Origin of the sequence: Croceicoccus pelagius, from assembly GCF_001661915.1 — a bacterium.
Taxonomy (GTDB): Bacteria; Pseudomonadota; Alphaproteobacteria; order Sphingomonadales; family Sphingomonadaceae; genus Croceicoccus; species Croceicoccus pelagius.
The window spans coordinates 273116-293460 of the sequence record NZ_LYWY01000006.1 but is presented as its reverse complement, the minus strand read 5'-3'; the positions used below and the strand labels follow the sequence as shown (position 1 = coordinate 293460).

Annotated in this window: 17 protein-coding genes and 1 tRNA gene; 8 read left to right on the top strand and 10 right to left on the bottom strand. The window is 64.5% G+C overall.

Translation table 11 applies throughout. The features are described from left to right. Positions 1 to 43: 43 nt before the first annotated feature. The 5 genes from A9D15_RS01760 to infA form a co-directional block, all read right to left on the bottom strand. A tRNA-Phe gene (locus A9D15_RS01760) sits at positions 44 to 119 on the bottom strand. Positions 120 to 223: 104 nt separating this feature from the next. Further along, positions 224 to 397: a DNA gyrase inhibitor YacG gene (locus A9D15_RS01755; RefSeq protein WP_066761162.1), complete on the bottom strand. Its 174-nt coding sequence runs from the start codon at positions 395 to 397 to the stop codon at positions 224 to 226. Beyond that, a complete protein-coding gene (locus A9D15_RS01750) occupies positions 394 to 1368 on the bottom strand; it encodes a ribonuclease E/G family protein (RefSeq protein WP_066761161.1) in 975 nt (324 codons plus the stop codon). Before A9D15_RS01750 ends, A9D15_RS01755 begins: the two co-directional genes overlap by 4 nt. Further along, positions 1361 to 1936 (bottom strand): Maf family protein, encoded by a 576-nt coding sequence (locus tag A9D15_RS01745; protein WP_066761160.1) that lies wholly within the window; start codon positions 1934 to 1936, stop codon positions 1361 to 1363. The genes A9D15_RS01750 and A9D15_RS01745 overlap by 8 nt, the downstream gene beginning before the upstream one ends. A 9-nt stretch (positions 1937 to 1945) precedes the next feature. Continuing rightward, positions 1946 to 2191 (bottom strand): translation initiation factor IF-1, encoded by a 246-nt coding sequence (infA, locus tag A9D15_RS01740; protein WP_066761159.1) that lies wholly within the window; start codon positions 2189 to 2191, stop codon positions 1946 to 1948. Between the two features lie 226 nt (positions 2192 to 2417). Between infA and A9D15_RS01735 the strand changes: the two genes are divergently transcribed. Beyond that, positions 2418 to 4856, top strand: a complete 2439-nt coding sequence (locus A9D15_RS01735) for a TonB-dependent receptor domain-containing protein (protein ID WP_066761157.1) — start codon at positions 2418 to 2420, stop codon at positions 4854 to 4856. Here A9D15_RS01735 and A9D15_RS01730 read toward each other — a convergent pair. Next, entirely contained in the window at positions 4853 to 5563 is a 711-nt protein-coding gene (locus A9D15_RS01730; RefSeq protein WP_066761155.1) for a hypothetical protein, read from the bottom strand. The two genes, A9D15_RS01735 and A9D15_RS01730, sit on opposite strands and share 4 nt — an antisense overlap. A 184-nt stretch (positions 5564 to 5747) precedes the next feature. On the opposite strand from A9D15_RS01730, the gene uvrC reads away from it, so the two are divergent. Together uvrC and folE are read left to right on the top strand one after the other, a co-directional pair. After that, on the top strand, positions 5748 to 7703 hold the full coding sequence (gene uvrC, locus A9D15_RS01725; protein ID WP_066761153.1) for an excinuclease ABC subunit UvrC: 1956 nt from the start codon (positions 5748 to 5750) through the stop codon (positions 7701 to 7703). Positions 7704 to 7760: 57 nt separating this feature from the next. Then, on the top strand, positions 7761 to 8369 hold the full coding sequence (gene folE, locus A9D15_RS01720) for a GTP cyclohydrolase I FolE (protein WP_066761151.1): 609 nt from the start codon (positions 7761 to 7763) through the stop codon (positions 8367 to 8369). Positions 8370 to 8459: 90 nt separating this feature from the next. Here the strand turns inward: folE and A9D15_RS01715 are convergent, their stop codons facing one another. Beyond that, positions 8460 to 9113, bottom strand: coding sequence for a TetR/AcrR family transcriptional regulator (locus A9D15_RS01715; protein ID WP_156521602.1), 654 nt, complete (start codon positions 9111 to 9113; stop codon positions 8460 to 8462). Between the two features lie 103 nt (positions 9114 to 9216). Here A9D15_RS01715 and A9D15_RS01710 point away from each other — a divergent pair, with 103 nt between their 5' ends. Further along, a complete protein-coding gene (locus A9D15_RS01710; RefSeq protein WP_066761147.1) occupies positions 9217 to 11781 on the top strand; it encodes a DUF2339 domain-containing protein in 2565 nt (854 codons plus the stop codon). Here the strand turns inward: A9D15_RS01710 and A9D15_RS01705 are convergent. Both A9D15_RS01705 and A9D15_RS01700 read right to left on the bottom strand, forming a co-directional pair. Continuing rightward, positions 11763 to 13637 (bottom strand): AMP-binding protein, encoded by a 1875-nt coding sequence (locus tag A9D15_RS01705; RefSeq protein WP_229660354.1) that lies wholly within the window; start codon positions 13635 to 13637, stop codon positions 11763 to 11765. The two genes, A9D15_RS01710 and A9D15_RS01705, sit on opposite strands and share 19 nt — an antisense overlap. 121 nt (positions 13638 to 13758) lie before the next feature. Beyond that, positions 13759 to 15165 carry a DcaP family trimeric outer membrane transporter gene (locus A9D15_RS01700; RefSeq protein ID WP_066761145.1) on the bottom strand — a complete coding sequence of 469 codons (1407 nt, stop codon included), beginning with the start codon at positions 15163 to 15165 and terminating at the stop codon, positions 13759 to 13761. 188 nt (positions 15166 to 15353) lie between these two features. Between A9D15_RS01700 and acs the strand changes: the two genes are divergently transcribed. Continuing rightward, complete coding sequence (gene acs, locus A9D15_RS01695; protein ID WP_066761143.1) at positions 15354 to 17306, top strand: acetate--CoA ligase; 1953 nt, start codon at positions 15354 to 15356, stop codon at positions 17304 to 17306. A gap of 44 nt (positions 17307 to 17350) precedes the next feature. Next, on the top strand, positions 17351 to 17989 hold the full coding sequence (locus A9D15_RS01690; protein ID WP_082924179.1) for a LuxR C-terminal-related transcriptional regulator: 639 nt from the start codon (positions 17351 to 17353) through the stop codon (positions 17987 to 17989). A 60-nt stretch (positions 17990 to 18049) separates the two neighbouring features. Here A9D15_RS01690 and A9D15_RS01685 read toward each other — a convergent pair whose 3' ends face one another. Further along, a complete protein-coding gene (locus A9D15_RS01685; RefSeq protein WP_229660353.1) occupies positions 18050 to 18664 on the bottom strand; it encodes a TlpA family protein disulfide reductase in 615 nt (204 codons plus the stop codon). A 37-nt stretch (positions 18665 to 18701) separates the two neighbouring features. Here A9D15_RS01685 and argH point away from each other — a divergent pair, with 37 nt between their 5' ends. Together argH and A9D15_RS01675 are read left to right on the top strand one after the other, a co-directional pair. Next, entirely contained in the window at positions 18702 to 20096 is a 1395-nt protein-coding gene (gene argH, locus A9D15_RS01680) for an argininosuccinate lyase (protein WP_066761141.1), read from the top strand. After that, entirely contained in the window at positions 20093 to 20344 is a 252-nt protein-coding gene (locus A9D15_RS01675; RefSeq protein WP_066761140.1) for a hypothetical protein, read from the top strand. The genes argH and A9D15_RS01675 overlap by 4 nt, the downstream gene beginning before the upstream one ends. The last annotated feature ends 1 nt before the right edge of the window (position 20345 follow it).

The following is a 20345-nucleotide window of genomic DNA, read 5'->3' as shown; positions in this document are numbered from 1 at the left end:
TGACGAAGATCGCGAAGGGGCCGACTTTTCCGATTTGGAGAGGTGGTGCCCGGGGACGGAGTCGAACCGCCGACACTGCGATTTTCAGTCGCATGCTCTACCAACTGAGCTACCCGGGCATTGCCTTGCGGCAGGCCGCGTCGCGGAAGGGACAACCATGCTGTCCGGCGACGGGAGCGGCGCATATGGCCAAAGCCGCGCCGCCTGTCCAGCCCCTATTTCATCAATATTCTTCATCCTCTTCGCCGGTCGGCACGCGGGCCGGTTCGCCGGGGATCGCATAGCCGTCGTCCAGCCATTTCGCGAGGTCGCGGTCGCGGCAGCGGGGCGAACAGAAGGGGGTGTGTTCCTCTTTGCGCGGCTTGCCGCACATCGGGCATTTCTTCGCAGTCGTCATGGCTGGACCGCCTGCGCGAATCCGGCGTGAGGTGCAAGACCGCCATCCGATTCGATCCGCACCTGCCTTCCCGTGCGGCGGGCGAGCAGCGCTTGCCAATCGTCCGAAATGAAGCTGGCAACGCCGGGATGACAGTGCAGCACCAGCGTTCCCGGTTCGGTCACGCCCTCGGCCCTTCGCGCCAGTATCCGCGCGAGCGAGGCCATGCGGTGGCGGCGATAGCGGTGAAGGATCGAGGGGCCGGTAAGGCGCGAGACGACCTGAACGAAACCGAACCCGTTCATCGCGGTGCGTTCGTGCGGGAAGGTGGACAGCGCATTTTCCAGCGCCTCGTCCACTTCGCGGCGATCAGCCTTAGCCTCGATCGTAGGGAAGTCGATGCCGATCGATCCGCCGATGTCGAAGCGGTGCAGCGCGTCGGCAATCGCGGGCACGGCGGCCAGCGACAGCGGCTTGGGCGCAAGCACCCCGTCGATGTCGATCAGCGTCATGGCAGGCGTGGGCGACAGGAGCAGCGATCCGCCGTCGAATGAAATCGCGCCTTCCAGCGCGTCGGAGGCCAGTTCGTCCCAGCCTTCGACCGGGAAGCGATGGACGGTGCGGACCGAGTGCCCCTCTGCCTTGAGAATGTCGGCCAGCGTCGGGGCAGGGCGCAGCGGCTTGTCGCTCGGGCGGCCTTGCGCGCGTTTCACGCGGCTGCCTTCGCCGATTTCGGCGCGGGTTATCTCGATGCGGATCGATGCGCCTTCGCTGGCCTCCTTGGGCAGGCGGTCGACAAGGATCTCGGTGCCGTCATCGAGCCTTGCCGTGCCGCGCTTCGATCCGGCGCTGCGCGAGGCGAGCTTTGCCTTTACCACCGCGCCTGCGGCCAGTTCACCCGGCCATGCGACTTTTGCAGCGACGATTTCGCCGGCCTCGACACGGATCGCGCGGGTCTCGCCGATCCCGTCCTCGATCAGCCATTCAGCCAATCGGGAAACCTGCGGATTTGAGCAGGGCGCGGGTCTCGAACAGCGGCAGGCCGACGACGCCCGAATGACTGCCCTCGATCCACGCGATCAGCCCTTCGGCACGGCCCTGTATGGCATAGCCACCGGCCTTGCCTTCCCACTCGCCGCTTTCAATGTAGGCCTCGATCTCTTCCGCGTGCAGCGGCTTGAAACGTACGATCGTTTCGGACAGCCGTTCGCGGATCGTGCCGTCGGGTGCGCGCAGGGCTATGGCGGACAGGACACGGTGGCGCCGCCCGCTCATGAGCGCCAGGCATTCGCGCGCGGTATCGGCATCTTCCGCCTTGGGCAGGATGCGACGACCAACGGCGACAACAGTGTCGCCGGCAAGGACGTGCGCGTCATCGCTTGTTGCCGCCTGCGCCTTTTCGCGCGCCATGCGCGTGGCATAGGGCCGGGGCAATTCGCCCTTCAGCGGATTTTCGTCGATGTCGGCAGGGGATATGCCGTCAGGTTCCAGCCCAAGCCGCGCGATCAGATCGCGGCGGCGCGGGCTGGCAGAGGCGAGGATGAGGCGCGGGGGCGCCATGGCCGCGGATTACTGCGGCCCGGGGCCGCCGCGACCGGGCATGAAGCGGTAAGTGATGCGACCCTTGGTAAGGTCGTACGGCGTGAGTTCGACCAGCACCTCGTCGCCCACCAGCACGCGGATGCGGTTCTTGCGCATCTTGCCGGCGGTGTGGCCGAGGATCTCATGATCGTTTTCGAGCCGCACCCGGAACATCGCGTTGGGCAGCAGTTCGACGACCGTGCCGCGCATTTCGAGGAGTTCTTCTTTGGCCATAAGGGGCTGCTTGCGCCCTTCCTTTCACTTCGTCTTGTTAATGAAAAACGTGCGCGCGCCTTTAGCCGCACCTGCGGGAAATGGGAAGCCCAAGCCGCGTTTTCAATTTGGGCATATCCCTACATCGCGCGATTTGCCCCCAATTCGCCGCAATCACAGCGCGATGCGACAAAATGATACCTGGCGCGACTTGTGAGCCAAAGGCTCGGTTGCCAGCTATGTGGCCATGAAATTCAGCCCCCTTTTGGCCAGCAGCGCAGTGCTGGCCTTCGCCGCCTCTGCAGCCCCGGCCTTCGCGCAGGAAGACCCTGTCGCCGGCATGGAAGACAACGAGATCGTCGTCACCGCCGAACGCATCCGCGGCCAGGTCGAGGCGCCTCAGGCCCCGATCGCAGTTCTGGAAGAGGACGAGATCGCCAGCTACGGCGTCGCATCCCTTGCCGAACTGATCGACGAACTGGCCCCGCAGACGGGTTCGGCCCGCGGTCGCGGCGGCGGCAGGCCCGCGTTTCTGGTGAACGGGCGGCGGGTCAACGGCTTCCGCGAAATGCGCAATTATCCGCCCGAAGCGATCCGCCGCGTAGAGATCCTGCCAGAGGAAGTGGCGCTGCGTTACGGCTTCCGGCCCGACCAGCGTGTCGTGAACTTCATTTTGAAGGACAACTTCGTCTCGGTCAGCGGCGATGTCGAATACGGCTTTCCCTCTGGCGGCGGCTATTCGACCAACGAGATCGAGGGGTCGTTCCTGCGTATCGACGGGGACAACCGGCTCAACATCGCGTTCGAGGCCGAGGACAGCTCCATGCTGACCGAAGCGGAGCGTGACGTTTCTTCCGTTTCCGCAACGCCTTTGACCGGCGATGCCGATCCGGCGGCCTACCGCTCGCTCGTGGCGGACAGCCGAGACCTGCAATTGAACGCCAACTGGACCAAGAGCCTTGGCGAAGGCGGGCTTGGCGGGGCGATCACCTTGAGCGCCACCGCCACGCGTTCGGACAACCTTTCTTGGCGCGGGCTGGATGCCGTCACGCTGACCGATGGAGGCGGCAACAGCGCCTATCGCACGCTCTATGACGAGGACTCAGGGTTCGGCCCGCGCATTCGCGATACGAAGAGCCAGGGCTTCGAACTGGGCGTGAGTTACGACACGCGGCTGGGCGACTGGGGCCTGACGGCAACGACCAACTGGGCGCATGACGAGACCCGCACTTTCACCGACGCCAGCGCGGATACGGCCGCGCTGCAAGACGCGGTGGCAGCAGGCACGATCGCTTACGACGCGCCGGTCGCGACCCTGCTGTCGAGCGGTCTGGTCGAGGCTCGCGATACCTACCGGGCCGACACCAATACAGAGTCCGTGTCATCGCTCGTCACGGTGACGGGGCACCCCGTAGTGCTGCCCGCAGGCGAATTGTCGCTGGTGCTGAAGGCCGGATACGACTGGAACGGCATCGACAGCTCCGACACGCGCAATCCGCTTAGGGATGCGAAGCTGACCCGCGGCGATGCCAGCGGCGGCTTTTCCGTCGGCGTGCCCATCGCCAGCCGCCGCGAAGGTTTCCTCTCGGCCATCGGCGATCTGACGCTCGACCTGTCGGGCGGGGTCAATCACCTCTCCGACTTCGGCACGCTATTCGATGGCAGCGCGGGGCTGAACTGGGGGGTGACCGAGAAACTCGACCTGCAGGCGAGCTATATCTACCGCGAGGCGGCACCGAGCCTCAGCCAGCTCGGCGCGCCGCAGGTCGTCACGACGGGCTCGACCGTCTACGACTTCACCACCGGCCAGACCGTCTTGGTTGACATCCTGTCGGGCGGAAATCCCGATCTCGTCGCGGAAAAGCAGAAGGACTGGAAGTTCTCGCTGAACTGGGACCTGCCGGTACTCGAACGCTCGCGCTTCATCGTCGAATATTACGATGAGAACTCGACCAACGTGTCATCGTCCTTCCCCGTCCTGACGCCTGCGATCGAGACGGCTTTCCCCGACCGGGTGGTGCGCGACAGCGACGGCAATCTCGTTTCCATCGACCAGCGCCCGGTGACTTTCGCCAGCGAGAATGGCCAGCGTATCCGTTATGGCTTCGACATTTCGGACCGCATTGCGGGCAAGGAGGAAGAAGGCGCGCGCGGCGGCGGTCGCGGACGCGGCGGCGGCGGTCCGGGCATGGGCCCGCCCGGTGGTCGCAGCGGCGGGCGCTGGAACGTTGCGCTCTACCACACGTGGCGTCTTCAGCAGGACGTGCTGATCAGCGCCGATGGCCCGTCGCTCGACCTGCTCGACGGCGATTCGCTGACCAGCAGCCCGACCGCGCGGCACGAGATCGAGCTTCAGGGCGGCGTCTTCTACAACGGCATCGGCCTGCGCCTGTCGGGCAATTATTACGGCGGTTCCAGTGTCGACGGCAGCACGTCGGCGGGTTCGACCTCGCTCGACTTCCACGATTACGCGACGTTCGATGCGCGCCTGTTCGTGGACCTCGAGCGCCAGTTCAAGGATGTCGATTTCCTCAAGGGCAGCCGCTTTTCGATCCGCGTCGACAACATCTTCGATGCACAGCAGCGGGTGACCGACGAATTCGGCGTCGTGCCGGTCAGCTATCTGCCTGACTTCACCGACCCCAAGGGTCGCTTCATCGAGTTCGATTTCCGCAAGCGGTTCTAGAACGCCGCGCCGAGGCTGACGCGGACCATCCCGTCAGCCTCGTACTCGGAAAGCGGGATCAGAAAGCCGAGCGTCGCTTCGAGGCTGTCACCGACGGCCAGCGTCGCGGCAGGGCCGGCGAAATGGGCGTCATCGACCAGGAAATCGCCGGTCGAGCCCAGATCGCCGAACGCCTCGAAGCCGAGCCGCAGGTTATCGCTTGCAGAGTAGTCGGCCAGCACCGCGTAGCCGAAAGCAACCGGTTCGCCGCCCGCAAGATCCTTGGCCGCAACAAAGTCGACCAGAACTGCCACCGGCCCGCTTTCGTGCTCCAGCAATAGCGAGAGCGCGGTCGCGTCCGCGCCATGCAGGACCGCGACGTATTCGGCCTTCATCGCAAGATCGACGCTGCCAAGAGTACCGAGTTCGTAAACGCCTTCGATGGCCACGGCATCGGCATCGCGCCCTTCACCGGGCACGCGCACGAAGTCGGCGGCAAGGGTCACACCGAACCTGTCAGTGACGCCATAGCCAAGCTCTCCGCGCAGAACGTCCTCGCCGCCAAGGTCATCGCCGACCAGCCGGTCCCATCGGGCCAGCACGCCGATCTCGCCTTCCTCTACGTTCGCGCCCGACGCGGCGCCGCCAAGGCCGGGTGCGGCAAGGGCAGGGACCGCGCCGAACAGAGCGGCCAGCGAAAGGGTGAGGGCAAGCGGTCTGTTGGTCATGGGGGCCTCCGGCAAGTGCTCTGGTCAGGAAACCGGCGACGCGGCCATCAGGCAACAGCCACCGCCCGCAACGGCCCTTCGCAGCAGGAGGTCGGCCCGAAACCGGTCCTCGTCGCTGAAATACGGGGCGAAACCGGCCGACGACTGTTCCCTTTCCCCCGCGCGATTCCTATCTGGAACGACCATGTCGCGCACCAAGGCCGGAACCCCGCCCACACCCACGGGCAGCGAACGCTTTCTGGAAGAGAAGGCGACTGCCGCCGTGCGCGGGTCGCAGCCGGATATCGAGGCAGGCGTCAATGCCATCCGCGAAGTACAGCGCACGTTGAAGCCGAAACCCGGCGTCTACCGGATGCAGGATGCGCGAGGCGACGTGCTCTATGTCGGCAAGGCGAGGGCGCTGAAGAACCGGGTTGCGAACTATACGCAGGTCGAACGCCTGCCGATGCGCCTGAAGCGCATGGTCGCGCAGACGCGCTCGATGACGATCGTAACGACGAACAGCGAGGCGGAAGCGCTGCTGTTAGAGGCGCAGCTGATCAAGCGCTATCGCCCGCCGTACAACGTGCTTTTGCGCGACGATAAAAGCTTCCCCTTTATCCTGCTGCGGTCCGATCATTCTTTCCCGCGGATCATGAAGCATCGCGGTGCACGGCGGGCCAAGGGCAATTACTACGGCCCCTTCGCCAGCGCCGGTTCGGTCAACACGACGATCAATGCGCTGCAGAAACTGTTCCTGTTGCGGTCCTGCACCGACAGCTTCTTCTCACGCCGCGACCGGCCCTGCCTGCTCTACCAGATAAAGCGATGTTCGGCCCCCTGCGTGGGCCGCATCGACGAGGCGGGCTATGCCGAACTCGTAGGCGAGGCGAAGGATTTCCTTGCGGGGAAGTCGAGCGCGGTTCAGGCCAAGATCGAGAAGCAGATGGCGCAGGCCGCCGAAGCGCTCGACTTCGAGACCGCGGCGATCCTGCGCGACCGTCTGCGCGCGGCGACTTTTATCCAGGGCAGCCAGGCCATCAACGCGGCAGGCGTCGGCGATGCGGACGTTTTCGCCATGGCGACCAAGGGCGGTCAGGTCGGGATACAGGCGTTTTTCATCCGCGGCGGGCAGAATTGGGGCCACCGCGCCTTCTTCCCGCGCCATACCGAGGGGCTGGAGGAAGAGGCCGTGTTTTCCGCCTTTCTCGCTCAGTTCTACGAAGAAGTGCCGCCCGCCAAGACCATCCTTGTCGACCGCGAACTGCCCGACCGCGAATTGCTGGAAGAAGCCTTCGGCGAAAGCGCGGGCCGGGCCGTCGCGATCAGCGTGCCACAGCGCGGCGACCGTCGCCGCTTGCTCGAACAGGCCAGCCGCAATGCGGTAGAGGCGCTGGAGCGCCGCTTGGCCGAAACCAGCACGCAGGCCGCGACCATGCGCGAAACGGCGGAGTTCCTGGATCTGCCGGACATTCCGCAGCGGATCGAGGTCTACGACAACTCGCACATACAGGGGACCAATTCGGTCGGCGCGATGATCGTTGCCGGGCCGGAAGGGTATTTGAAGAACCAGTACCGCAAGTTCAACATCAGGAAGGCGCAGTCGAATGACGATTTCGCCATGATGCGCGAAGTTATGGAGCGGCGCTTTTCCCGCGCGCTGAAGGAGGACCCCGATCGCGCCACGCAGGGCAAGGGTGACGGTATGTGGCCGGACCTCGTGCTCATCGACGGCGGGAAAGGGCAAGTGTCAGCCGTGATGGACACGTTGGAAGAATTGGGGATCGAGGACGTGAACGTCGTCGGCGTCGCCAAGGGGCCGCACCACGGCCGCGACGGGCGCGAGGTGTTTCACTTCCCCGACGGGCGTGAAAAGACGCTGCCCACCAATTCGCCGGTGCTGTTCTATCTGCAACGCCTGAGGGACGAGGTTCACCGCTTCGCCATCGGCGCCCACCGCGCCAAGCGCAGCCGCGCGATTCAGGCCAGCCCGCTGGATGAAATTCCCGGCATTGGCCCTGCGCGCAAGCGGGCGTTGCTGCTGCATTTCGGCACGGCCGGAAAAGTGCGTGCGGCAGGGCTGGAAGACTTGCGCCGCGTGCCCGGCGTTTCCGCTGCGGTCGCGCGGCAGATATTCGATTTCTATCACCCCAATGGCTGAACGACTGGCGCAGCGGGAAAATCGTCCCTACCTGACGGGCCGAAAGGGAGAAGATGAATGAGCAGCCTCGTAGGTCCTGACGAAGATAACCCGCTGGGTAAACCGCCCGTGCCCGAGGATGTGCAGGACGCGATCCGCACGCTGATCCGCTGGGCAGGGGACGATCCGGAACGCGAAGGTCTGCTCGACACGCCCAAGCGCGTGGCGCGCGCGTGGAAGGAATATTGCGTCGGCTATCAGGAAGACCCCGCGATTCACCTGTCCCGCATTTTCGAGGAAGTGGGCGGCTATGACGAGGTCGTCCTGCTGAAGGACATCCCCTTCCAGTCGCACTGCGAACACCACATGGCCCCGATCATCGGCAAGGCGGCGATTGCATACCTGCCGCGCGATCATGTCGTCGGGATTTCCAAGCTGGCCCGCGTGCTTCATGGCTATGCCCGCCGCTTGCAGATCCAGGAACGCCTGACCGCCGAAGTGGCGCAGTGCATCTGGGACCACTTGAAACCTCACGGCGTTGCGGTGGTTATCGAGGCAAGCCACGCCTGCATGACCGCGCGCGGCGTGCGGACCCCCGGTGTCGCGATGACGACCAGCCGGATGATGGGCACGTTCCTTGAAGACCAGCGCAGCCGGAAGGAAGTGCTGTCCCTGATGGGATATTAATTTCAGATCGCCTTCGGGCCTGTGCTCGGCTGCAAATTGCGGATCGATGCGCTTCCGGTGCTCACGTACTGAAGTACGCTGCGCTCCGGGTCACAGCGATCCACGATTTTCGCTGTCGCCCAGACCCGAATCCGACCTGAAATCTTCAGCGCAATACCCGTGCGCCGCCAGGCTCTCTCGCACGCGGGCGAGGGCGGCGCCCTGGGGATCGGGTTCTTCCAGCAGCGCGAAGCTGCCCGAAACCACGAAACTGCAATGCCCGTGCACGACCGCGACGAGCGAGCGAGCAAGGCGCACGACATCGGCATCGGTGTCCGCAGGCAGAACGGTGCGGATCTCGTCCTCGACGATCTGCGTCAGGCCTGCGCGGCGGGCCTTGTCCTCTTCGGGCAGGTCCAGTCCTTCGGGCAGACGGTGTGCATATATCGCGGACCATAGTTCAGGCGATTGTTCGGCAAAGGCGAAATAGCCATCAACGAGCGCGGCGATGCGGTCATCGGTTGCGCTTTCCAGCCTGTCGCGCAGGATCTGCGCCCAGAGCTCGAAACTGCGCGAATTGATCGCGACAATCAGCCCGTCGACCGATCCGAACAGGTTGGAAATCGTGCCCACCGAATAGCCGACGCGCTTCGCGACTTCGCGGCCAGAGAACTTCGCCAACCCCACCTGCGCCAGATGGGCGTGACCTTCGCCTATGAAAAGCGCGCGCAATTCCTCTCGCGTATGATCTGACCTGCGTCCCATGAAGGGTGGTTTAATCGAACAAATGAACACTGTCCAATAAATATATTGAACACCGTTCAGTAATCGGTTATCTCCGCCGCGACGAAGGGGAAGGACATTCGCGATGGAATGGATTGTCATCATCGGGCTGGCCGTGGCGCTGTACCAGTTGTGGCGCAGGGTCGAGCGGCTGGAGGAAAGGCTCTCGATGCAGGAAATGCTGGGCCGCCGCCCAATCGTTCCTGTCGAGGAAACCTCCGCACCCGTGGCCGAGCCTGTCGCAGAACAATCCGCGCCGCCAGAACCGGCGGTGGCAAGCGCGGTGCCACGCGTCAAACGCGCCGTTGCCCGCGTGACCGGCGCTGCTACAGCCATCGCCGCGCCTTCCGCGACAGACGACGCACCGCGTGAAAAGGCGGGTATCGCTTTCAACTTCGAAGACCTGTTCGGTCGCCAGTTGCCGATCTGGGCGGGCGGCATAACGCTCGCCATCGCGGGCTTTTTCCTTGTCATGTACGCGATCGAATTGGGCCTGCTGTCGCCCGCCGTGCGCGTGCTGCTTGGTTTCGTCTTCGGCGGCTTGCTGATCGGCGGGGCTTTCGTGGCCGAGAAGATGGAAGAGCGCATTGCCGACATCCGCGTGCCGCAGGCGCTGGCGGGTGCAGGCATCGCGACGCTCTATGCCTGCTTCTACCTTGCGGGCACCGGATATGGCCTGATCGGGGCGGGGTTCGCCTTCGCAGGGCTTGCCGCCGTAACGGCTGGCGCGATCTACCTGTCGTTCCGGTTCGGATTGCCTTGTGCGGTGCTGGGTTTGCTGGGCGGGTTTGCCGCGCCGATGATGGTGTCGGCAGAAGAATCCAATCTGCCGATCCTGTCGATCTATCTCGCGCTTGTTTCGGCAGGGCTGGTACTGACCGGCAATCGCCAGCAGCGTCCCTGGCTTGGCGCGGCGGCGATGGGGGGCGGTCTGCTGTGGGGCCTGCTGCTGCTGTACTCGCAGGACCTGACCTTTGCCGACCAGCTTTTCGTTGGTTTCTACCTTATCGGTGTCGGCGCGGTGCTGCCGACGGCGCTGGGCGAAGTGCCGTTCCGTCACTGGCTGCGCGCAGGGGCAGGGGCCTTTGCCGCGCTGCAGATGGCGATCTTGATCGATCAGGGCGGATACTCGCTGCTGGCGTGGGGGCTTTACGTCCTGCTTGGCGGCGCGCTGGCCTTCCTTGCATGGAAAAAGCCAGATCTGCGCGATCCTCAGGCGCTTGCCGCCGCGATTGCCGTGTTCATGCTGGCATTCTGGCCCAACCCGGAAGAGGCCGAGTTCGCCCTGATCGGCGCGGCCATGGCGGCAATTTTTGCCGTGGTCCCGCTGTTCCACATCTGGCGGGGAGAGCGCTTTCGCGCCGACGTCGTGCAGGTCGCCTGCTTCGCACCGGGCCTCGCGCTGGCCGCGACGTGGCAATATGGCGACGTTTTCCATGACTTCCTGCCGGTGCTGGGTGCGGTGTCGCTGGCGCTGGCTGCGTTGCCCGCGCTCGCCGCGTCGCGCCTTGCGCCTGACGAGGGCTGGAAAGTCTGGCTGCTGGAGACGTTGGCTGCGATGACTACCGTGGTCGCGTTCTCGCAGGTCCTGCACGACGATTGGGGTGCGATTGCTTGCGCGACGGCGGCCATTGGCTTCGCGCTCGGCCTGCCGGGGCGTGTCGCGGCAGCGCGGACATTCGCTGTCGTGGCAGCGGTCTTTGCGGTCTTCCCGCTGATCGCGTGGTTCGACAGCGGCCTCGACGCCATTGCCGGAGAACCGTTCTACCTGTCCGATCTGGAGCGCTGGGACGACACCCTGCGCTACCTCGTTCCCGGCGCGCTGGCCTTTCTCGTCCTCGCGTGGCGACAGGCGGGGATCGGTTCGCGCCATGTCGTGCGCGGTCTCGCGGCGCTGGGCGGGGCAGGGGCGGTGATCGCACTGCACAGCTTCTACAAGCTGGGATTCGCGATTGAGGGTTACACCCGCTTTATGAACTACGGCCTTGCCGAACGCACCGGTTGGGAAGCACTGCTTGTCGCTGCCGCCTTCGCGCTGACGCAAGTGCAGGGCCGGTTTGGAGCGGCCCGCGCGGCGGCGATTGCCATGCTGGGCGCGGCGCTGGCGCATTTCGGGTGGTTCACGCTGCTCTGGCACAACCCGCTCTGGAACGCGCAGGCCGTGGGCCCGGTGCCGGTCGCGAACCTTGCGCTGGCGGCTTATACGGTGGCAGTTGCGGCGCTCGCTGTGCTGAAACCGCTGGGCAATGCGGCTTGGCGACGCGCGGCGGATATCGCGATCATGGCGCTTCTGCCGCTGCTGGCGATCACGCTGCTGCGGCAGGGGTTCAGCGGACCGATCCTGACCGCCGTGCCGATGGGACAGGGCGAGGACCTGCTCCGCTCGCTCGCCGGGATCGTGCTGGCCATCGGTTACCTGCTGTGGGGCGCGCGGGCAGAGGACCGGACGTGGCGCATCGGATCGCTCGTCCTGATGATCCTTGCGGTGGGCAAGGTGTTCATCGTCGATGCCGCCGTGCTGGACGGGCTGGCCCGCATCGGCAGCTTCCTTGCCCTCGGCTTCAGCCTGATCGGGATCGGCTGGTTCTACTCGCGGATCCTGTCGCGGCCGAAGCCGGAGGGCGCGACGCCTCAGCCCTCTGCGGGCTGAGGCGCGGCAAGGTCTATCAGGCCTTCGATAACCGAGGGATCCTCGATGGTCTGGGGCACGACGATCTCGTCTCCGTTGAGGATCGCGCGAAGCAGGTTGCGCAGGACTTTGCCCGAACGCGTCTTGGGCAGGGCATCGGCAAAGAACACGTCGCGCGGGGATGCGATCGGGCCAATATCCTCGCGGATGGTGCGAACGATGTCCTTCTTCACGGCGGGCAGGTCTTCGGCGCCCGGACGCGTGATGACGAAAGCGACGGCCATCTCGCCCTTCAGCTCGTCCGCCGCGCCGACGACGGCGCACTCGACGACTGCGGGGTGATTGGCGACGACTTCTTCCATCTGGCCGGTCGACAACCGGTGTCCGGCGACGTTGATGATGTCGTCGGTGCGGCCCATGATATGGATGAAGCCATCCTCGTCGATCATGCCCGCATCGCCCGTGGTGTAGTGGCCGGGGAAGTCGACGAAGCCGGACGCGAACTTTTCGGGGTTATTCCACAGCGCACGGAAATTGCCCGGCGGCAGCGGCTGTTCGATCAGCAGCGTGCCGACCTTTCCGGGTTCTGCGTCGGTCCCTGCCTCGTCCTTCACCTTGAAGCGATAGCCCGGAACCGCACGGCCTGCGCTGCCCGGCTTGATATGGGTTTCGCCAAGGCCGAAGCACGTGGCGATGGCGGGCCAGCCCAGTTCGGTCTGCCACCAGTGGTCGATCACCGGCTTGCCCAGCTGCTCCGCGATCCACAGCAGCGTGTCGGGATCGGCGCGCTCGCCAGCAAGGAACAGCGCGGTCAGGCTGGCGAGGCTGGCCTTGGCAATGAATTCGCCATCGGGGTCGGCGCGGCGGATGGCACGGATCGCGGTGGGGGCGGTGAACAGGACTTTTACCCGGTGCTTGTCGATCAGGTTCCAGAAGATGCCCGCATCGGGCGTGCCGATGGGCTTGCCTTCGAACAGGATCGTCGTCGCGCCGGCCAGAAGCGGGCCATAGACGATGTAGCTGTGCCCCACGACCCAGCCGATGTCGGATGCGGCCCAGAAGACGTCGCCCGCCTCGATCCCGTAGATGTTCTTCATCGACCACGACAGCGCCGCGGCATGGCCGCCGTTGTCGCGAACGACGCCCTTTGGCGTGCCGGTCGTGCCCGAGGTGTAGAGGATGTAAAGCGGATCGGTGCTCGCCACCGGAACAGGATCGACGGGGCTGGCCGCATCATAGGCTGCCTGCCAGTCGATATCGCGATTGGCGACGAGATCGGCGTGAAGTTCCTCGCGCTGGAGGATGATGGCGACGTCCGGCTTGTGCGAGGACAGTTCGATCGCCTTGTCGAGCAGCGGCTTGTAGGCAATCGTGCGCCCCGGCTCCAGCCCGCAGGACGCCGACAGAACGGCGGCAGGCTTGCAGTCGTCGATGCGCTTGGCCAGTTCCGGCGCTGCAAACCCGCCGAAGACGACCGAATGGATCGCACCGATGCGCGCGCAGGCGAGCATGCCGAAGACCGCTTCGGGCACCATCGGCATGTAGATGACGACCCGGTCGCCGGTTTTCACGCCAGCTTGCACCAGCATGCCCGCGGTCCGCGACACGCGCTTAAGCAGTTCGTCGAACGTGTAGGTCGATGACTTTCCGGTGATCGGGCTTTCGTAGATCAGGGCTTGCTGGCTGCCGCGTCCTGCCGCGACGTGGCGATCGACCGCGTTGGCGCAAGTGTTCATCCTGCCATCGGGAAACCAACCGTCGGTAGCCTCGTCATGGGCGGTGGATGGGGCAACGTCCCAGTCCAGCGTTTTCGCAACGTCCATCCAGAATCCTTGCGGATCGCGGTCTGCCGTTTCGAAAGCCTTTTCGTATGCCACCTGGAGTCTCCCTCAAGACGTGTCGATTCGTAATGGCCGATGGGGCGTCCGACATCCGCGAACGCCCCATGGCCCGTCATCATGGCACAATCAGCGGTACCGCTGCTTGTTCCAAAGTGCCCTAGAAGCTGTACTTGGCGGAAACCTGCACCTTCTGCAGATTGCCGTCGAGACCCGCCTCGTTCTCGCGTTCGACGTACATGTACTCCACGCCCAGATCGAGTTTCGGGACGGGCGTGTAGATCACGTTCGCAAGCGCGTTCCAGACCGTGTCGGTCGGCGACGCCGACGTCAGCGCGACCGGGTTGTCCGCCTTGAAATAGCTGCCCGCGATGGTGGAGCGCAGCTTGTCGCTCCAGACATGGCGGTAGGCGGCAAAGCCCGAGTAGCTGGCAATGGCATCGAGATCGCCGGTAACCGGATCGATCGCGGCATCGTTGACGATGTTGAGACCGATGTATCGGCCCAGACCTTCGCCCGCGTTGACCATGAAGCGGAAGTCGTCCTTCGCGCCGACCCCGATCGTGCCTGACACCGAAACGCCGTAACCCAGCGTACTGTCGCTGCCGAGACCGAAGTCGTCATTCGCGACCTTTAGCTGGCGACCGATCGCGGCGATCGAGAACGCGCTCTTGCCGGCCTTCTTGTCGAAGCGCAGCACGACATCGGGCAGGGCATCGTCGCCCGGCGTCACGCGGCCACCAGTTGCGGTCGTGACAGTCGTTTCGGGCTGTTCGACCGCGATGGAAAGCCCGCTCTTCGTGGTATAGCGGACGAGCGGCTGACGGACGAAGACGGTGCCCGGCGTCGTGCCGATGAAGTCCAGCGTGTCGGGCAGGGCGCCCACGTTGAAGAACGTGCCCCAGGTCTGGCCGATGGTCCAACCGTCGTAAGTTACGAAGGCATGGCGCAGACGCGGCGTGTAGGAATTGGTGATACGCTCGTCGCCGCCGCTGGTGACCATGAAGTCCATTTCCATGGTCGTGCCCAGCGTCTTGCCGCCAACCGGCGTCGCGGTCTTGATGGCGAAGCGGGTCTGGCGGGCGCTGAAGTCGGTATCCCAGCCCGAACCGGCGCCGGTGCCCACGGGCACGGTGCTGGGGACCAGGAAGTCGCGAAGGAACGTGTCGCCGCCAAGCTGGCCTGCGCTGGTGCGCGCGGTGATCGCGTCCATCTTTACATAGCCGCCGAGCGTGACCTTCGTATCGCCGATGTGGAAGCCCGACTTGTCCGAGGTCTCTACCGCGGCGACACGGGTTTCAAGTTCGCCCTGTTTCGCCGCGACCGCACGCGTTTCGGCAACCGCGGCGCGCATCTCGGTGACCGCGGCCTGTGTCTGCGGATCGGCGGGTGCGCTCTGCTGTGCGTCCATCCGCGCCTCAAGCGCCATGATCATGGCCTCTAGCTTGTCGAGACGATCCTCTACCGAGCTTTGTGCATGGGCTGCTGCCGGGGCCATCGCGGTGGCGGCCAGAAGGCCCGCTGCAATGGAACGACGCAATACTTTGCCGGACGTATTCTTGTACATCAGGTACTCCCCTCCCCATCTGTCGTGGATGTGGGGCGCAAAGTCGCAGTTTCGGGTGCGTGCCTCTATCGGCAATACGTCTATAAGACTAAGGTCGAGAAGCAAAACAGGCTGCAAGACGCTAGGAAATGCGTGACTTTTCGCGGTTGCAGCGAAATGCGGACAACACCAGACCTCGGGGGAGTGCCATGCAGGAAACCATCGAACGCCAGGGCGACATCGTGCCCGTTCCGGCAAGTGCGAAGGAAGGGACTTCGTGCACGCTTGAGCAGTACAACGAGATGTACGCGCGTTCCGTCGACGATCCCGACGGTTTCTGGATGGAGCAGGCAGAGCGTCTCGACTGGATCGAAAAGCCCACCAAGGTCACCGACTGGTCGTTCGATCCGGTGAACATCAAGTGGTTCACCGACGGCAAGCTGAATATATGCGCCAATGCGCTCGACCGCCATGTCGCCGCGGGCAAGGGTGATACGGTCGCGCTGATCTTCGAACCCGACAGCCCCGACACCCCCGATCGCAAGATCACTTATGCTGCGCTTCTGGCCGACGTCATCAAGATGGCCAACACGCTCAAGAAGATGGGCGTGAAGAAGGGTGACCGCGTCACGATCTACATGCCGATGATCCCCGAAGGCGCGGTCGCCATGCTGGCCTGTGCGCGTATCGGCGCGGTCCATTCGGTCGTCTTCGGCGGCTTCTCGCCCGATGCCATCGCGGGCCGTATCGAGGACTGCAAGTCCGACTACGTGATCTGCGCCGATGAAGGTCTGCGCGGATCGAAGCGCGTGCCGCTGAAAGGCAACGTCGACGAGGCGCTGAAGAAAGTTTCGGTCAAGTCGGTGCTGGTCGTCCAGCACACCGGTGGCAACGTGAACATGACCGAAGGCCGCGATCACTGGTATCACGAATACTCAGAAGGCGTGGACACCGAATGCGCGCCCGAAGCGATGAACGCGGAAGATCCGCTGTTCATCCTCTACACCTCGGGTTCGACCGGCAGTCCCAAGGGCGTCGTCCACACCACTGGCGGCTATGCCGTGTGGACCGAAACCACCTTCCGCTACACCTTCGACTATCGCCCCGGCGAGGTTTACTGGTGCACCGCCGACATCGGCTGGGTCACGGGCCATAGCTACATCGTCTATGGCCCACTTCAGGCCGGCGCGACCGCTTTGATGTTCGAAGGCGTGCCCAACTATCCCGACCATGACCGGTTCTGGGCGGTTTGCGACAAGCACAAGGTCAACATCTTCTACACAGCGCCCACCGCGATCCGCGCCCTGATGCGCGAAGGCGATGCCCACGTGAAGAAGCACGACCTGTCCTCGCTGCGCTTGCTTGGCACGGTGGGCGAGCCGATCAACCCCGAGGCATGGCGCTGGTATTACGAGCACGTGGGCCACAATAATTGCCCGATCGTCGATACATGGTGGCAGACCGAAACCGGCGGCCACATGATCACCACGCTTCCCGGCGCGCACGCGATGAAGCCGGGCAGCGCGGGCAAGCCGTTCTTCGGCGTCTGCCCGCAGCTGGTCGACAATGACGGTGCCGTGCTGGAAGGCGCGACCGAGGGCAACCTGTGCATCACGCGCAGCTGGCCCGGCCAGGCGCGCACCGTCTATGGCGATCACGACCGGTTCGTTCAGACTTATTTCGCCAATTACAGGGGCAAGTATTTCACCGGCGACGGCTGCCGCCGCGACGAGGACGACTATTACTGGATCACGGGCCGCGTCGACGACGTCATCAACGTGTCGGGCCACCGCATGGGTACGGCCGAAGTGGAATCCGCGCTCGTCCTCCACGAACTCGTCGCCGAATCGGCGGTCGTCGGTTTTCCCCACGACATCAAGGGGCAGGGCATCTACTGTTATGTTACCCTGAATGCGGGCGTTGAACCTGATGACGAACTGGCCAAGGCGCTGCGCAACTGGGTCCGTACCGAGATCGGCCCGATCGCATCGCCCGACCATATCCAGTTCACGCCGGGCCTGCCCAAGACGCGTTCGGGCAAGATCATGCGCCGCATCCTGCGAAAGATCGCCGAGAACGATTTCGGCTCGCTGGGCGATACTTCGACGCTTGCCGACCCTTCGTTGGTTGACGGGCTTATCGAAGGCCGTCTGAACCGCTAAGGTCCCGGCCCAGTGGGAGGGCCGTGACAAGGGTGGGGATGCCGATGACCGGGCGCATAGTAATCGCCGATGACCATCCGCTGCTGCGCGCAGCAGTGCGTGGATGTGTCGAACAATCGTGGCCGGGCCGCGACGTGGTGGAGGTGGCCGACGCCGCCTCTGCCCGTGTCGAGGCCGGGAAGGGTGGGGTCGAGCTTCTGACGCTGGACCTGCACATGGCGGACAGCGCCGGACTGCAGACGCTGATGGCGTTCAGGCAGGACTTTCCCGCGATCCCCGTCGTCGTCGTGTCGGCGAGCGAGGACGCCAAGGTCAGGCGCGGTGCCCGCGAACTGGGCGCGGCCGCGTTCATCCCGAAAAGCGCGCCGCTTCCCTTGATGCGAGAGGCGCTGACCGCCGTTGCCGAAGGGGACTACTGGTTCCCCGAAGAAGGCGAGGTGACCAAGCAGGATGCCAGCAACCTCGAGAAGCTGGCCCGTCTGACCCCGGCACAGCGGCGCATCCTGACGCTGGTGTCCGAAGGCAAGCTCAACAAGCAGATCGCCCACGAAATGGACATTTCCGAAGCGACGGTGAAAGCGCACATGACAGCGATCTTCCGCCGGCTGGGCGTGGTCAATCGTACCCAAGCCGTGCTGATCGCCAAGCAACTAGACGCAGCCCTGCCGCCCGCCGGGGCCTGATCCCCTTTACGGACCCGATTTCCTTTACGAGCTCGATTCCTCTTACGAGCTCGATTCCCCTTAGGAGATCGTATCGGCCAGCATCGCCTCGGTCCGCGCGCCGGACCAGTCGTGGCCGCCGATCATGCGCCAGACTTCCTTGCCGTCGGCATCGTAAAGCACGGTCATGGGCAACATGCCGGTATTATACGAAAAGCCGAGGTCGTTGTTCGGGTCCATCCACGGCTCCAGATTGGCGAAATCCTTCTCCGCGAACCACGGTTCGACCGTTTCGGCCCCGCCCATGTCCTGCGACACGACGATGACTTTCAACTTTTCCGGATAGCGGCCAGCCAGTTCGTCCAGCATCGGCATTTCCAGTACGCAAGGCCCGCACCACGTTGCCCAGAGGTTGACGAGCAGCGGTTTGCCCTTGAAATCGCTCAATTTCTTCGACGTTCCATTAGGCAAGGTGATGACGAAATCCGGCATTTCCTGACCGCGGGTGGAAATGTCCAGCGTGCCGTTGAACTCGTCATCGCCACTTTCCGTAGCGTTGGCGTCACTGCTGGCCGATGCTTCAGGTTGCTCCGGAGCGTCGGTTTGCCTATCGCACGCGGCGATTGCCGGTACGGCGCAAGCCAGCGCGATTCCGGCGAGAAACTTGAAGGGCGGGCTTATTTCGATGACGGGCAATTCGGGCTCCGGTGAAGGCGGCGGTCAGGCAAACCAGATGTGGGGCGGACGCTTCGCCGAGGGGCCGTCCGCGATCATGCGCGAGATAAACGCGTCCATCCCCTTCGACAAGGCCATGTGGCGACAGGACATCGCCGCCAGCAAGGCGCACGTCTCGATGCTGGGCAAGCAGGGGATCGTGTCGGCAGACGACATGAAGCTTATTTCGGGCGGCCTGGATCAGGTTGCGGCCGAATACGAAGCGAACGGCGTGCCGGAAAACTGGGACCTCGAAGACATCCACATGGTGACCGAGGACCGCCTGACCCAGCTGATCGGCGCGGCTGCCGGACGGCTCCATACGGCGCGCAGTCGCAACGACCAGGTGGCGACCGACTTCCGCCTGTGGGTGCGCGATGCGATGGACCAGGCCGAGGCGGGGCTGCTGCAACTCCAGATGGCGCTGGTGACGCGGGCGGGCGAAAATGCCGACAGCATCATGCCCGGCTTTACGCACCTTCAGACCGCGCAGCCGGTGACGCTGGGCCACCACCTGATGGCCTATTACGAGATGTTCCGCCGGGATCGGTCCCGTTTTGCCGATGCCCGCGCGCGCATGAACGAATGCCCGCTTGGCAGCGCTGCGCTGGCCGGAACCGGCTTCCCGCTGGACCGTGACAGCACCGCGGATGCGCTGGGTTTCGACAAGCCGACCGACAACAGCCTCGATGCCGTGTCGGACCGCGATTTTGCACTCGATTACCTGCAGGCGGCTGCGCAGTGCTCGCTCCACCTGTCGCGTCTCGCCGAGGAAATGATCATCTGGGCCAGCCAGCCCTTCGGCTTCGTGCGGATGCCCGACACGCTGTCGACCGGCAGCTCGATCATGCCGCAGAAGAAGAACCCCGACGCTGCCGAACTGGTGCGAGGACATGCAGGGCGGATCGTCGGTTGCCTGACCAGCCTGATGGTCACGATGAAGGGTCTGCCGCTCGCCTATTCGAAGGACATGCAGGACGACAAACCGCCGGTGTTCGAAGCCGCCTCGCTGCTGGCCCTGTCGATCGCGGCGATGACGGGCATGGTCGCCGACGCGACGTTCAGGACGGACCGGATGCGTCAGGCCGCCGAACTCGGCTATGCCACCGCGACCGACCTTGCCGACTGGCTGGTGCGTCAGGCGGACATTCCTTTCCGCGAGGCGCATCACATCACCGGCGCTGCGGTCAAGCTTGCGGAAAGCAAGGGCGTGGCACTGGACCAGCTTTCGCTTGCCGAATTGAAAGCCATCGATGCGCGGATCGACGAGCACGTGTACGATGCGCTCTCGGTAGAGGCATCGGTCGCCGCGCGGTGTAGCCATGGCGGAACCGCGCCGTCCGAAGTGACGAAGCGCGTGGTCGAGGCAAAGCAGGTTCTGGGCCTGAACGAACTTGGGGAGCAGGGCTCATGAACATCCGTAACGCCGTGATCGGCAGCGCGCTGGCAGTTCTGGCCCTTTCGGGCTGCGCGCGCGAAACCGATCTGCGCCCCGTGGAAGGCGCCTCGCTGCCGCCCACGCCCTATGGCGCGGATACGCAGCCCGATGCCGACGATCTGCTGGAACGTCCGGCACAGGCCGCGCCCGAACGCAGCGTGGAACTGCGCACCCGTTCGGAAGAGCGGGAGCAGGACCCCTTCGACTTGCCGCCGGAGGGCTGAG

Bases quoted from the DNA above. Each gene is read 5' to 3' on its own strand.
- A9D15_RS01755 (WP_066761162.1), bottom strand. From the start codon at position 397: ATGACGACTGCGAAGAAATGCCCGATGTGCGGCAAGCCGCGCAAAGAG.
- A9D15_RS01745 (WP_066761160.1), bottom strand. From the start codon at position 1,936: ATGGCGCCCCCGCGCCTCATCCTCGCCTCTGCCAGCCCGCGCCGCCGC.
- infA (WP_066761159.1), bottom strand. From the start codon at position 2,191: ATGGCCAAAGAAGAACTCCTCGAAATGCGCGGCACGGTCGTCGAACTG.
- A9D15_RS01735 (WP_066761157.1), top strand. From the start codon at position 2,418: ATGAAATTCAGCCCCCTTTTGGCCAGCAGCGCAGTGCTGGCCTTCGCC.
- A9D15_RS01730 (WP_066761155.1), bottom strand. From the start codon at position 5,563: ATGACCAACAGACCGCTTGCCCTCACCCTTTCGCTGGCCGCTCTGTTC.
- uvrC (WP_066761153.1), top strand. From the start codon at position 5,748: ATGTCGCGCACCAAGGCCGGAACCCCGCCCACACCCACGGGCAGCGAA.
- folE (WP_066761151.1), top strand. From the start codon at position 7,761: ATGAGCAGCCTCGTAGGTCCTGACGAAGATAACCCGCTGGGTAAACCG.
- A9D15_RS01715 (WP_156521602.1), bottom strand. From the start codon at position 9,113: ATGGGACGCAGGTCAGATCATACGCGAGAGGAATTGCGCGCGCTTTTC.
- A9D15_RS01710 (WP_066761147.1), top strand. From the start codon at position 9,217: ATGGAATGGATTGTCATCATCGGGCTGGCCGTGGCGCTGTACCAGTTG.
- A9D15_RS01700 (WP_066761145.1), bottom strand. From the start codon at position 15,165: ATGTACAAGAATACGTCCGGCAAAGTATTGCGTCGTTCCATTGCAGCG.
- acs (WP_066761143.1), top strand. From the start codon at position 15,354: ATGCAGGAAACCATCGAACGCCAGGGCGACATCGTGCCCGTTCCGGCA.
- A9D15_RS01690 (WP_082924179.1), top strand. From the start codon at position 17,351: ATGACCGGGCGCATAGTAATCGCCGATGACCATCCGCTGCTGCGCGCA.
- argH (WP_066761141.1), top strand. From the start codon at position 18,702: ATGTGGGGCGGACGCTTCGCCGAGGGGCCGTCCGCGATCATGCGCGAG.
- A9D15_RS01675 (WP_066761140.1), top strand. From the start codon at position 20,093: ATGAACATCCGTAACGCCGTGATCGGCAGCGCGCTGGCAGTTCTGGCC.